Source organism: Microvirga soli (genome assembly GCF_016734765.1).
Lineage (GTDB): Bacteria > Pseudomonadota > Alphaproteobacteria > Rhizobiales > Beijerinckiaceae > Microvirga > Microvirga soli.
Window position 1 is genome coordinate 1 of sequence record NZ_JAERQE010000086.1, and the last position, 12,233, is coordinate 12,233.

Genomic DNA, 12,233 nt, shown 5'->3' on the forward strand with positions numbered 1-12,233 from the left:
TCGATCTGCTTGCGGCCTGAACCTGTGACGGGGCGTCGGACGTCTTCGTGTCCCTGATCGAAATTTGCGACGCAACCTGATGGAGCGGCTGTGCCGATGCCGTCCTCCACCCTCATCGAGGACGCCCACCTTGGTTAGGTCTGGAAAGTGCTCACCCAAACCGTTGGCCGAATTCCTGACCTGTCCGACCCTCTCAGTGGGGAACCCGACTAACAAGGTGAGGCCAGAACTGACAGGTTCCCGACTAATACACTTACCCGCTTAGCTGCCTTCCATCGAGAGTGGCCAAGGATTTCGGATTAGACTTGGAATTCCTTCCTCCGGACTTGCTTCACGAGCATCCGATAAAGGGCTGTGCGGCACTTCGATAGAGCCTACGGTATCCACCCAATCAAATTGCGGTCGAAGCGAAAGATTTGATGCAAGGTCTGGGAACGGAATTGGGATTGGGCTTTCTATGATGGCCTCTTCCTGTGAAGGCAGAGACCGTTCAGAAGGGGGAGGTATTAGTGCGGCGACTGGAAAACTCGGCTCAGCAGTCTCGGGCGGCGGTGGCAGCGCCGCTTCTAAAGTCACCTCTGGCAGGATAGGTACAGCAGGCTCCACTGACGGCGGTAGTTCAACGGTTGACGAGACGGAAGGGAATGTTGGCTCAGCAGGTACCGGTGGTGGAGGCATCAGCACGGCGAACGGGAAGTTGGATTCGTCAGGCTCCGGGGGCGGCGGGAGCGCAACAGCCACAGGCGGTTCATGCGAGGTTGAGGTCTTCTTTGGATGTAGCGAAACTTGCGGGAGCGGGGCTTGAGGTACGGGCGGCGGCTCTGGCTTCAGGCTGGCCCTTGGAGTGGTTTGACGAGAGCGGATAGCCGAACTCTTCCCGGCATTCTCTGCAATCGTCTCAGCCTGACGCCTCACCTCCACATTGTTGGGGATTGGCCTGGACGCAGCAGCTTTCGGTGGAGTTGGCTGGGATATAACAGCCGGATGCACTATCCTTTCAGCGCAGGATGCGGTGATCCAAGTCAAAGTAAGGGCGGCAAACACCCCAAACTGACGCATGCCCTCGCGCTCTCCCCTGATCTGCTCATCAGGTTAGCGAAGAAAAACGATGCAGAGGAGGTCCCGCGTCAATTCGCACCCTGAATAAACAGGATTATCTGAAAGCGGTCGTCGGATGCCGGCCTCGTGAACTGGCGTTTGATCTTCGTCCCAGAGCCTGCCTTAAAATACGCTATGATCCCCGAATTCAGTCATCTAGCTTGCTGCGACTCGGCCTATGACAGACTGGATCGCATCGGCTTCTAACCGCTATTCAATCAGACGGATCAAGCCGCCTCACCCATCGCGCGGCGCATGACGAACGTGGTGTGGGTCTTGCGGACGACCTCAAAGCCATGTCGCTCATAGAATCGGAAAGCAGGATTATTTTTCAGCACGAACGGCGCCATCGACTTTGCCGACCCGCGCTGCTCCTCCCGAAGTAGTCTGAGGACCTGTGAGCCGATGCCACGCCGCTGATGCCCTGGTGAGATATAGAATTGCTTCAGGAAGAGTTCGTCGCCAGTCCGCCGAAACTCCACCCACCCGACTTCCTGATCATCGAGAGTTATGATCCGGGTATCGTGACGCCACAGGGTGGCAAACTGAGCCTCTTGGTCTGTACCAGCCCGATCTATCCAGGCACTTGCAAGAGGTCTGATCGCTTCGATGTAGAGTTCAAGAGCAAAGGCATAGTCGTCCGAACAAGCCGGACGGAGGGTAATTGTCATCGGAGAGTTTAAACGGATGGAAGCTGGTGATCTGACCGGCGTGGCTGATCGAGATTATCTTAGAGCATCCCGCCGGTCACCCTGACTATTACCACAACAGATGGGATAAGTGGTAGCGTCATCGCGACCGTGAGCCCTTCCGGTTCTTGGGACTGCTCACGCTTCCTGTGGTTGTGACATCATCCGTATTGGCTGCGAGCTTGCCGCCAGACCTGACTGCATCCGTGTTCCATGCAATGTTCTCACTGGGGAGCAGATGCTGGACAAGCTTGCGCGTTGCACGGGACAGGTGCTTGCCTGCCTGGGCCAAGGGCTTGAAGTCCGTGAGCTTGTGAGACCCTCCGGGTTTGCCCGTGAATACGCGCAGCCCATCTGGAAACATCACCATATCGCCGGGACGCAAGGTGCTGTCGGCCAGAAGTGCCGGAACAGGATTGGCAATCTCTCCCATCGGTTTCGGCTCGATGGGCTTCTTGACCTCCAGTTGCTCCATAACAACGGGCTTCGGACGCGGTCGGGCTTTGCGACGGGGTTGCTCAAACCCAGGATCAGGCTGATAGCCGAAGGATTGTGGCGGTGGCGCTGGTGGCGTGGGTTGGGAGAAGGCCCTGAAGAGCCCGAAGATGCCTTGAGCCTGGGCAGGTACAGCGCTGATTGCCAGTGGAAGGATGAGAGCTACCGTCAGGAGGCGATAGGGCTGCGCCAGTGCTGCGAGCATCGTCCCGAACTTTGGCATCCCCGCCTCCTTGATAAGGGAAGCAACGTGGCCAAGCTTCTCGGGTTCCTAATCCTTCGGTGTAGCTAAGAAATAAACATAAGTTAGCAAAACGTGACCATTTGCCAGGAACGCCACTCAGCCTTCCTCGTTGATGGCCTAACGCCAGAAAGAGAGCGAATGGGTAGGAACGCCGATGGGCTATGGAGCATCCGACGACGAGCCGGAAGAGTACATCATCGTTGTTCCTCATTCCTGGAGAGACGATGGTCTCTGGCGGGATATTCAAGCTGAAACTCAGGAGCGGATCAGGACCAGCTTGCGCGAGATGTATGTCAACCTCGAACGGCTCCCCTTATCGCCAAGTCTGACACTTCTGGTCCGTCAGATCGAAGCGGGCCGTAGCGCTCCTGAAGCTCATGGTTGAAGACCGTCTGCGCGACGAGATCATTGCAGCCATTCCGAAGTTGCGCGCGTTTGCGATATCCCTGACGGGCAACGCTGATCGCGCTGACGATCTGGTGCAGGACACCATCGTGCGGGCGTGGGGTAATATCGACCGATTTGAGCAAGGGACGAACCTCAACGCATGGCTCTTCACGATCCTACGCAATCTCTTTCATTCCGAGTACCGCAAACGCAAGCGCGAGGTGGAGGATGCTGATGGGTCCTATGCCGCTCGCCTCAGAACACACCCGGATCAGCATGGCCGTCTCGACTTTGAGGACTTCCGAGCGGCCTTAGCCACGCTCCCCCTGGATCAGCGGGAGGCGCTGCTTTTGGTGGGGCGCACGGGATGTCCTATGAAGAAGCCGCCGAGGTCTGCGACGTGGCGGTTGGCACGGTCAAAAGCCGCGTGAATCGCGCCCGATTCAAACTGGCATCGCTCTTAAAGCTTTCAGGTGAGGCTGACTTGGGGCCTGATGATCTGACCAAAGCGGCACTGGCGCTGAGATGAATTGCTCAATTCCATAAGCAATGGCCAAGTTTGCTTGTTCAGGTTAGATTCAAGCCTGATGGCCGAAGAATGAACAGATGAACCAACCAGCCAACAGCAGACCACTTGTCCTGATTTTGGAGGACGAGGCCCTTATTGCGCTCAACGTTCAAGATGAATTGCAGGATGCAGGCTATGAGGTCGCCGGACCCTTTTCAGCCTGCTCTGCCGCCCTTGAGTGGCTCCGGACAACCACGCCTGACATGGCTATCCTGGACACAACCCTGAAAGATGGTCACTGCCGGGAGATCGCTTTGGAGCTAAGCCGCCGTGAGGTCCCGTTCCTGATCTACTCAGGATATCAGGAGGATCAGCAGCATCTGTCCGACTTCCAGCACATTGCTTGGATCGAGAAACCCGTCCCGTCTGGGACTCTGGTCCAAGCCTGTCAGCAAGTTCTGGTCGGCTCTCTCTAAATTGCTTGGGAAATCAGCCGCTTCGCTCGAACTAACATAGGTTAAGCACGTTCTCAGGAGTGGTGTCAGTGGTAATCCCTCGTGTTGAACGGCAACTTGCTCCCTCCTGAATCAGAGACTGAACGGCTCGCTATCCTGCGCAGCTATCGGATTCTCGACACGCCACCGGAGCCTGCGTTCGACGATCTGGTACAGCTTGCCGCCCGTATCTGTCAGACTCCCGTCGCTCTCATCAGCCTCATTGATGACCGCAGGCAGTGGTTCAAGGCCGAGGTGGGGCTTGGAGTTCGAGAGACACCCCTGGATCGTTCCATTTGTCTCACTGCCATGGTTCAAGCTGGGCTGACCATCGTGCCTGACCTGACGGAAGACCCTCGCTTTGCTCATAACCCTCTGGTAACGGGCGAGCCCAACCTGCTTTTCTACGCAGGGGCTGCGCTGAGAACACCTGATGGTGTGCCGTTAGGAGCATTGTGCGTCTTCGACAGTGTAGTGCGCGACCTGTCTCAGGATCAGTCTGTCACTCTCACAATGCTGGCGCGGCAGGTTATGGCGCTGCTGGAACTGCGTCGCACTATTGCAGACTGTGATGCGAAAGTGGAGACCAGCCGCCAGATCGAGCAGCGGCAGACTTTGCTTGTTCGCGAGCTTCACCACAGGGTGAAGAACACCCTGGCTACTGTCCAGGCGCTCGTTGGAGCCACAGGCCGGTCCACCGGCAGCTTTGACGAGTTCAATCACTCGTTCTCCAACCGGATCGCCTCGTTGGCGAAGACCCACAACCTGCTGACCGAGGACTATTGGCAGACGGCCCCGCTGCGCGAGATTGCCCTCAACGAATTCAAGCCGTTCGATGAGAGCCTACAGCCCCGCTTCATGCTCATTGGACAACCCGTCGAGCTATCGGCTGATCTCGCAGTGCCTGTCGGCATGGCACTTCACGAACTAACCACGAATGCCGTCCGCTATGGGGCTCTTTCGAATCCAACGGGGCATGTCCGAGTTCAGTGGAATGTGGACGAGGTCGAGGGGACAAGGAAGCTTCACCTGGAGTGGAGAGAGGTCGGCGGCCCTCCGGTGAAGGAGCCTCAGCACCGTGGGTTTGGTTCAACCCTGCTCCAGCGGGTTCTGCCCATGCAGTGCAATGCTGAGGTGGAGGTCCAATATACCCAGGAGGGTCTACGCTTCCAGATGAGTGCGCCGCTGGTTGAACGGCGACTGGTCCCTTTTTATTGAGCGCTTCGCTCTCGCGCCGGGATGAGGCGCAAGGTTCCCGTGGACAAGGCCCCAAGCGGCTTGATCTCTTCTGACGAAGTCGTAGAAAGAGAACATTGCGAGAACAAGACTTGGGGCGATGCGCACCTGACGGGAGGTATGAAATGCTTGGTGAGGTGAACTTTCACAGCAGGCCACAATGGTTCGCATGGGCCGAGTACAGCATCATTGCTGCCTCCCTCGCTGCGGCTTTTGCTGTCTTGGTAAGTGCTTAGAGCCCGAGCGATGTCCCGGCCCAATGGGCTGCCGGTCGGCGCAGGTTGTTACCTTGGCTGTTCACTCGATCTATTCGGGCAAGAGCAGCTTCGATCTTCGGGGGCAGGGGCTGTCGGATGATGTCGGCGTAGAGGCTGCGGAGGTCCTCGCCGATGGTGCGCAGAAGGTCTTCGTCGGAGACCGGTGAAATCCTTTTGCCACCCGCGCCGCTGCTTCCCATCACCGTCTCCAAATCACCGCCTAAGTAGATGTACCGAGGTGTTGAGACGACGTTAACCATCTTTGCAGAGGGCTGTGGATAACGGGCAGAACATTACGTTTTCCCGCCGTTGTCGCTTGCTTGCCATCAGCGCAACTTGATCGGCGTTTGCGAGTTGCGTCAGTTCCTTTCCTCCGTCATCACAGTCATGGGAACCGGATCACCCCTATGGCTGTTACCTGCGGCTTGAGAATGGGCGTCCCTTCAAGCTCAGATGCCCCAGTAATAGGGCGTCTTCCAATAATCATGCAGTTCGCGTTCGCGCTCTCGGTCCGACCAGTCGTAGTCGTCACGATCCCGGTAGAAGGTTGGGGCACCACGAATTTGCTCTTCCCTAACGTCGGTACGGTACCCGCCTTAGCTGGTGTCATAATCGAGCTTGCTCCACGGGATGGTATGCTCATCCTCGCCCATGCCGAGGAAGCCGCCAAAGCTCATTACTGCATAGGCAACCTTGCCGCTGATTTTCTCAATCATTAGCCGCTTGATCGAGCCGAGATGATTGCCTTGCGGATCATACACTGCCGTTCCCTCAACCCGATCACTCTCGATCAAGGGCTTGCCGGTCATCACACCGGGAGCATTGGTGTTCGTTGAGGAATCCGTGTGAGCTATGCGTGTTCTCCCTCTTTCGCGCCATCTCAGGTGCTATTTGCTTCAAGTTTCCCGATGCGGAGCGTATCCACGATCTGTTCGGCCATAATCCGGCACGTGAGCCTCGTGGGCTCGCCGGTGCCCATGGATCATCCATGCCAGCGCGTATCCAGTGGCTCCTGCCACAAACAGCGCGAGCAACGGGTTTCCCGTCACTCGGCGGGTGACGGCTCGCTGGCCATCGCGAATGTACCGCTCTGCCTCCGGATACTGTTCTCGTGCTTGTCGCGCGTAGTGCTCACCTCGGCTGTACACGTCACGGGCTGCACCGGACGCTTGGTCGGCAACGTCGTGCAGGGCTTCACGCACCTGATCCAGAAGATGCTCCGTTGATGCCTGCTCCGGTTGGCTCTGCTGGTCATCCGCCGATGGGAAAAGGGCTTCCTGATCAGGACTATCAGGCTCAGGGCCTTTGGTGATCACGACAGAGACTGGATCGCTCGTGGGGAAGGTCTCCTCGATGGCATGATCGAGCCTTGCATCGAGGTTCTCCTGCGAGTTCTCAGGTAGGCTGTTATCCAACGAACTCTCGATAGACTTACCCCCATTCTTATCAGGGGTGGATTGGCCGTTGATACCGAACGGGTTCACCATACGAGCCCTCCAAGACAATCAGAGCAGGTAGTTAGCGACCTGCACCATTTGTAACGCCAAGGCTGTGAATCCCGTTCCTGGCTACCTTAACTTATGTGCGCGTTGACGCCGCTCCCGACAGGTAGCACATCGGCCAGGAGATCAGCGGCTGCCGCATAGGGGACGAGCGAGGCCCAGCGGATCTCAAGGTACGGACGCTCCGGCGCTACATGGTCGGGGCGCAATTGCGTCAGTGGCGAGATTGTTGCCGGCCCGTTGGTCTGCCGCCCTGAGGAAGGTAGTAGCGCGGACTCTTCAGCCGGACATCGCCGAGTAAGGTCCGGAAAGTGAGCGGGTAGCTGCCCTTGCAGCGGAGTTTGCGACCGCTGATCGGGCAGTGCCGGTGGTTCTCGAGCCAGCCATTGACCTGAGCCTCGACTATTCGCTGCTGGGCGGCCGCCAGCAAGGTCTTCCTCTCGGCCAAGGACAGGCCCGGATCCTCAGCCCGCCCCGTGATCTTGGTCAGAGCTGCGACCTCCTCCGCGTCGCTTACGGCTCCGTCGTCTCCTATGATTTGAAGCATGATCCTGACCTGCATGGGACCTTCCATGCGCTCTTGGGAAAGCCGGACGCCATTGCTGACCATTAGAGCGCAGAGCTTCACCACTGTTGATGCATAAGGTCGAGATACTCGGTCTTGCTTAGCCGCTCATTGACGTCCTTGCGGGAGAACGGCTTGCCTGCCACCCTTGGCGCACCTCAAGGCGCTCAAGAGCCTCCCAAACGTCATGGATTCCCCTGGTGTCGATGGGGGCGCCTGTACTCCGCTTCAAAGCGAGCTGATCGACGAAATCCGCGAGGACGGCGAAGTCACGACTGGTCTCCGGAGCGGTCCAGGCCTCACGCTGGGCCAGAAAGCCGAGCACTGCGCCGCAGTCCTCCGGCGGACAGGATCAATCCCCGTCCAGGCAAATGGGATAGCTTTTATGAGGGGCAGCCTGATGCCGGCTCCCAAGGCGCACCTCGTGCTCCCAGGAAACATTGAGGTCGTACTCGTAGCGGAAGCGGGTACCTGAGCGGAGGCGCAGCTCTGAAAGTGGAACATCTGGAGTCCGAGCCGCCAGTTCACGAGAGCCAAACCGTCGTGCCCGAAGCGTGAACTGGAACAGGTGAATGCCCTCCCAACCCATCGCCACTTGAATGACACCATGCAACTCCCGCAAGGTCATGCTGGCTCGGACCTGAACCCGCCGCCAAACCAAGGGGCTGATGCCGAGCAGCCAGACCTTGAACTGCAGGATCTCCGGAGTTCGGGAAGGATCAGGCAGCCCAGGTTCGAACGGGAAGCGCTTTGGCAAATGAAGGTGTCCCGCCGGCATGTTTCGTCTGGCCGGAAACCTTGTGCCGCCGACCTGTTACCAATCTGCCCCACACTTCCCCATGCTCTCCATATTGAGGCGCTTTCGAGCCAGGCAGTCTGCGGCAAATTTGTGCAACGCACAATATCCAATTAAGGAAGTAGTGCTCATCAGAGCGAGGCATAAGGCCTTCGTTTGGGCCTACTATCTTGCCGCTTGGGATCTGAACGTTAACCTGGGCGGGCACCGCTCCGTCGTTGGCAGTTCAGCACGTCGCTTCGCCTACTCTCGTTTCGTCCCGGTCATCTGGGACATAAAGATCTCCTGCATCTGCTCAAACCCTTTGAGGGTAGCGGGTAGCCAGGTCCTCAGCATGGCTTCAGGCTCCATCGCCCGGATGTTCGCCGTCATGCGTTCCTGCACCTCTCGCATGAGCTGCTCCTGCATGGGTTTCACATCCGGCAGGCCTAAAAAGGCCCGTGCCTCTTCAGGCGTACACTCAACGTCCATGGTGATCTTCATCTGACATCCTGCTCCAGCATCAACAGATGGGCTGCCGAACGGTGGTCTTTTATATAGCGGCTGAGCTCAACCAAACGGGGCTACGCAGTACGACTGCTACTTGGATTGACCTCGGCCATCCTACTTTTCCATCACATACATGCCGGGTGCATCCAGCAGGGGTGGGTGCTTCGCGCTGCCCATCGGGGGCAGCGCGCTCTTTCGGCCTGAGCGGTCCGAAAGCCAGGCGGTCCAATCCGGCCACCAGCTCCCCTCATGGCGGCTGGCGCTCTGCAGCCACTGCTCGGGGCTGCTCGCTGCCCCATCGCCAGCCTCCCGGGTCCAGTAGGTTCCCTTGCCACCTGGTGGGTTGATGATCCCGGCAATATGGCCGCTGGAGGCACGGACGAACCGCACGTCTCCGCCAAACAGCTGCGTGATGCGCCAGGCTGCGTCCCAGGGCACGATGTGGTCCTTCTCCGCCCCCACCGCATAGGTGCCCTGGCGAATGCGGCCGAGATCCATCGGCTCGCCCTTGAGCGTGATCTTGCCTGGCTCGATCAGGTTGTTCTCAACATAGGTGTTGCGCAGGTACCAGCTGTGGGCGGCGCGGGCCATCCGAGTGCCGTCGCTGTTCCAGTACAGCAGATCAAAAGCCGGCGGCTTGCTGCCCATCAGGTAGTTGTTGACCACATTGGCCCAGATCAGATCGTTCGAGCGCAGCAGGTTGAACATGTTCGACATCTCGCGGCTGTCGAGATAGCCGCGCTCCATCATCTGCTGCTCGATCAGATCCACCCCTGGCTCGCCCATGAAGACTGCTGTATCGCCCACGCGCGAGAAGTCCTGCAGGGAGACCATGAAGCTGGCCGAGTTGAAGCGCTTGTCGCCCTTGGCCGCGAGGACCGCCAGCGTCATCGTCAGCAGCGTCCCACCGATGCAGTAGCCCATGGCGTTGACCGTGGGGCTGCCGGTAATCTCGCGCACCACATCGCTGGATTCCAGCGGTCCGAGGTCCATGTAGTCCTCGATGCCGATCTCATCCATGGAAGCATCCGGGTTCTTCCAGGAGACCAGAAAGACCGTGAACCCTTGCTCGACCAGATAGCGCACCAGGCTGTTCTTGGGCTGCATGTCGAGGATGTAATACTTGTTGATCCAGGGTGGCAGGATCAGCAGCGGCGTCTTGTGAACCTTCGCCGTTGTGGGCGCATACTGGATCAGCTCCATCAGGCGATTGCGATGGACCACCTTTCCCGGCGTGAGGGCAAGGTTCTTGCCTGGCGCAAAAGCCTCGGTGTCGACCATGCTCAGGCGCCCGGCCTGGAGATCGGCGGCCAGGTTGGCGGCCCCGGCTGCAATACTGGTTCCTCCGGTCTCGACGGCTCGTTGAAGAGCGACAGGGTTCGACAACAGGATCAGGGCAGGGCTCATGGCATCCACAAACTGCCGCAGATGGAAGTTGATGCGCTGCTGCTCGACCTGGTCCATGCTCTCCACATCGCCCTGCTGCAGCAGCCAATCGGACGCGAGCAGATAGATCTGCTGGAGAGTGCGATAAACAGGGTTGGCGTGCCATTCATGAGCAGCGAACCGCTTGTCTGTGGCAGAAGCTGGTCTTTCGGCTGACGATGAGCCGGCAAGACCAAGCCAGCGCTGCCCTGCTTCGTGCCACACGTCGAGCGCGGAGCGCCATAGGTCTTGGTTGAGGTCCACGACGTCCAAGGCTGTGCCTGGTTTTCTCAGTGAGCGCAACCAGACGATACGCAGAGCCCGGGCGATCTCGGCCCAGTCGACGGGTACGACCTCGCGCAGGGGATTGGCGTTCCACATCTGGTCGATGGAACGAAGGGTGGGATCCTGTGACAGGCTCCTCTGGAGCTGATCGACACCCCCGTCGATCAGACTCGAAACAGGGTTATCCGTTGTCATCTGCCACCACGCGGTCCCTGGGTCAGCCAACGCCTTTGCCGGGGTGGACATCTGGTCCATCCAGGAGGCCCAAAGACCTAGCATCACATCCGGCCCGGGCATGTTTCTGCCTACTTGCGATTGCGTCTTGTCATTGTCCTCGCCGGCCATGAGCTTCCTCCAAAATACGCGGTCGCTTCTCTCAGACAACCTTTGTTCGAACGGCATCTTGTGGGTGCCTGTTCCTGCTTCGCGATCCAACATTGTAGCGGGATGAGCTGGGCACACCAAAGGGTGTCGTCCGTCACGTTGATGCGACTGGGCGACCATGGAACAACGCGCCATTGAGCGGGGATGGTTCCTATGGGCTAAGGTCAAAGTGCTTTGTACTGATTCCAGGTTATAACCGGCGATCATACGGGTGGGCTGGACGGCGACATGGCTCTGGATGACCTTTTCGGCTGCTTCTCGATCTGTAACCGGCATGCGGGATATACCGAGACGTTTCCTGAGTACCCCCACCGAGGGTGCGGCAGCCCCCACGTTAACAGTGCCACTCGCCGACAATCGGCCGTAGGATTGATTGTTGGAGGCCCTCCCGATCGGACACGGTGAGCCTGATCATGGGACATAGGCCAAAGTCATGCAGGGAGGATCTTCGTGAATGCTCTCTCGTCACAGATGGCACCGCAGGACTGGATCGCACTTGGGCTGATGGCCTTGGTGCCGGTGCTAATGGTAGCCGCGATGTACCTGATCCGACGCGAAATCAAGCAGGCAGCCGGCCACGCTCCGGTCGAGCTTCCGAGATCCAATGCGACGCCACTTCAGTTGAAAACAACCGGGGCGCAGCGGGCGCAATGGCGCATGGGGAGGCAGCGACACCCGCGAGCCATCTTAGATCTGACCGACGACGTCGAGACTCTTCTGAAGCGCGTAAAGGCTGGGGATTAGGTTGAGGCCCGGTTCGGGTGCAACTTGCGTCGCTGGCAGGTGATTCCAAGGGGCACTGCCAATTTAACGAGCCGAAGGCAAAGCGCGTCCCTGAGACGACAAATCAGGCGGCACTCGCGATGCCAGTCACCTCAGCCCAGACCTGAAAGGCCTGAGCGCGGACGCGGCGATGACCTTCTGCATTGGTGCGGGTGGGACGACGGAAGAGGTTGGCGACTTGGTCATGAACCGAGAGAAAGCGTTGGGCCTGGCCGGCTGACTTGAAGCACTTCATGAGGCGCTCGCGCCGTCGGGTTGGCTGATGGTTGTTCTCGGCTCGATTGTTCAAACCTTTATGCTGTCGGTGTTCAACACCGGGCATCACGACCCTCTTCGCGGCGGCATAGCTCGCCAGCTTATCGGTGATCATCACACGTGGTGTGACGCCTTGCTTCTTGAGCAGCTTGCGGAGCACGCGTTCGGCCGCTTTCGCATCCCGGCGGCTCTGGACTAGGATGTCGAGCACGGCCCCGTGTTGATCCACTGCTCTCCAGAGCCAATGCTTTCGGCCTGCAGTGTGGTCACGTCCGTCAATGAGTGTAAATTCGGGTGCGGTTTGAGGTGGCCATTGGTCAGCTCGCCTGTGGGGTGATTGC

12 protein-coding genes and 4 pseudogenes are annotated in these 12,233 nt (G+C 58.7%); 5 read left to right on the forward strand and 11 right to left on the reverse strand.

Annotation, left to right across the window (positions count from 1 at the left end; all coding sequences use genetic code 11):
* Positions 1–1,325 precede the first annotated feature (1,325 nt).
* Both JKL45_RS28190 and JKL45_RS28195 read right to left on the reverse strand, forming a co-directional pair.
* A complete protein-coding gene (locus JKL45_RS28190; RefSeq protein WP_201865105.1) occupies positions 1,326–1,769 on the reverse strand; it encodes a GNAT family N-acetyltransferase in 444 nt (147 codons plus the stop codon).
* A gap of 118 nt (positions 1,770–1,887) precedes the next feature.
* The gene (locus JKL45_RS28195) at positions 1,888–2,505 is read right to left on the reverse strand and encodes a hypothetical protein (protein ID WP_201865106.1); all 618 of its coding nucleotides are present in this window, start codon (positions 2,503–2,505) and stop codon (positions 1,888–1,890) included.
* 175 nt (positions 2,506–2,680) lie between these two features.
* On the opposite strand from JKL45_RS28195, the gene JKL45_RS28200 reads away from it, so the two are divergent.
* The 4 genes and pseudogenes from JKL45_RS28200 (at position 2,681) to JKL45_RS28215 (ending at position 5,133) form a co-directional block, all read left to right on the forward strand.
* Complete coding sequence (locus JKL45_RS28200) at positions 2,681–2,911, forward strand: hypothetical protein (RefSeq protein WP_201865107.1); 231 nt, start codon at positions 2,681–2,683, stop codon at positions 2,909–2,911.
* Positions 2,904–3,442: pseudogene (locus JKL45_RS28205) on the forward strand (sigma-70 family RNA polymerase sigma factor). Before JKL45_RS28200 ends, JKL45_RS28205 begins: the two are co-directional and overlap by 8 nt.
* Positions 3,443–3,519: 77 nt before the next feature.
* Entirely contained in the window at positions 3,520–3,897 is a 378-nt protein-coding gene (locus JKL45_RS28210; RefSeq protein WP_201865108.1) for a response regulator, read from the forward strand.
* Positions 3,898–3,993: 96 nt separating this feature from the next.
* Complete coding sequence (locus tag JKL45_RS28215; protein WP_246499062.1) at positions 3,994–5,133, forward strand: sensor histidine kinase; 1,140 nt, start codon at positions 3,994–3,996, stop codon at positions 5,131–5,133.
* A gap of 250 nt (positions 5,134–5,383) precedes the next feature.
* On the opposite strand, the gene JKL45_RS28220 is transcribed toward JKL45_RS28215, so the two are convergent.
* From JKL45_RS28220 to JKL45_RS28255, 8 genes and pseudogenes are all read right to left on the reverse strand, one after another.
* Positions 5,384–5,608, reverse strand: a complete 225-nt coding sequence (locus tag JKL45_RS28220; RefSeq protein WP_201865110.1) for a hypothetical protein — start codon at positions 5,606–5,608, stop codon at positions 5,384–5,386.
* A 249-nt stretch (positions 5,609–5,857) separates the two neighbouring features.
* Positions 5,858–6,262 (reverse strand): annotated as a pseudogene (locus JKL45_RS28225) (PRC-barrel domain-containing protein).
* A 42-nt stretch (positions 6,263–6,304) separates the two neighbouring features.
* A complete protein-coding gene (locus JKL45_RS28230; RefSeq protein ID WP_201865111.1) occupies positions 6,305–6,823 on the reverse strand; it encodes a hypothetical protein in 519 nt (172 codons plus the stop codon).
* A 170-nt stretch (positions 6,824–6,993) separates the two neighbouring features.
* Positions 6,994–7,472 (reverse strand): annotated as a pseudogene (locus tag JKL45_RS28235) (ISKra4 family transposase); the annotation flags it as partial.
* Between the two features lie 103 nt (positions 7,473–7,575).
* Positions 7,576–7,800, reverse strand: a complete 225-nt coding sequence (locus JKL45_RS28240) for a hypothetical protein (protein ID WP_201865113.1) — start codon at positions 7,798–7,800, stop codon at positions 7,576–7,578.
* Between the two features lie 27 nt (positions 7,801–7,827).
* Positions 7,828–8,232, reverse strand: a complete 405-nt coding sequence (locus JKL45_RS28245; protein ID WP_201865114.1) for a plasmid pRiA4b ORF-3 family protein — start codon at positions 8,230–8,232, stop codon at positions 7,828–7,830.
* Between the two features lie 282 nt (positions 8,233–8,514).
* Positions 8,515–8,754: a DUF6489 family protein gene (locus JKL45_RS28250; RefSeq protein WP_190847215.1), complete on the reverse strand. Its 240-nt coding sequence runs from the start codon at positions 8,752–8,754 to the stop codon at positions 8,515–8,517.
* 120 nt (positions 8,755–8,874) lie between these two features.
* Positions 8,875–10,665, reverse strand: a complete 1,791-nt coding sequence (locus JKL45_RS28255; RefSeq protein ID WP_246499064.1) for a PHA/PHB synthase family protein — start codon at positions 10,663–10,665, stop codon at positions 8,875–8,877.
* A gap of 639 nt (positions 10,666–11,304) precedes the next feature.
* Between JKL45_RS28255 and JKL45_RS28260 the strand changes: the two genes are divergently transcribed.
* Complete coding sequence (locus tag JKL45_RS28260; protein ID WP_201865116.1) at positions 11,305–11,598, forward strand: hypothetical protein; 294 nt, start codon at positions 11,305–11,307, stop codon at positions 11,596–11,598.
* 103 nt (positions 11,599–11,701) lie between these two features.
* On the opposite strand, the pseudogene JKL45_RS28265 reads toward JKL45_RS28260, so the two are convergent.
* A pseudogene (locus JKL45_RS28265) lies at positions 11,702–12,148 on the reverse strand (IS6 family transposase); the annotation flags it as partial.
* Between the last annotated feature and the right edge of the window lie 85 nt (positions 12,149–12,233).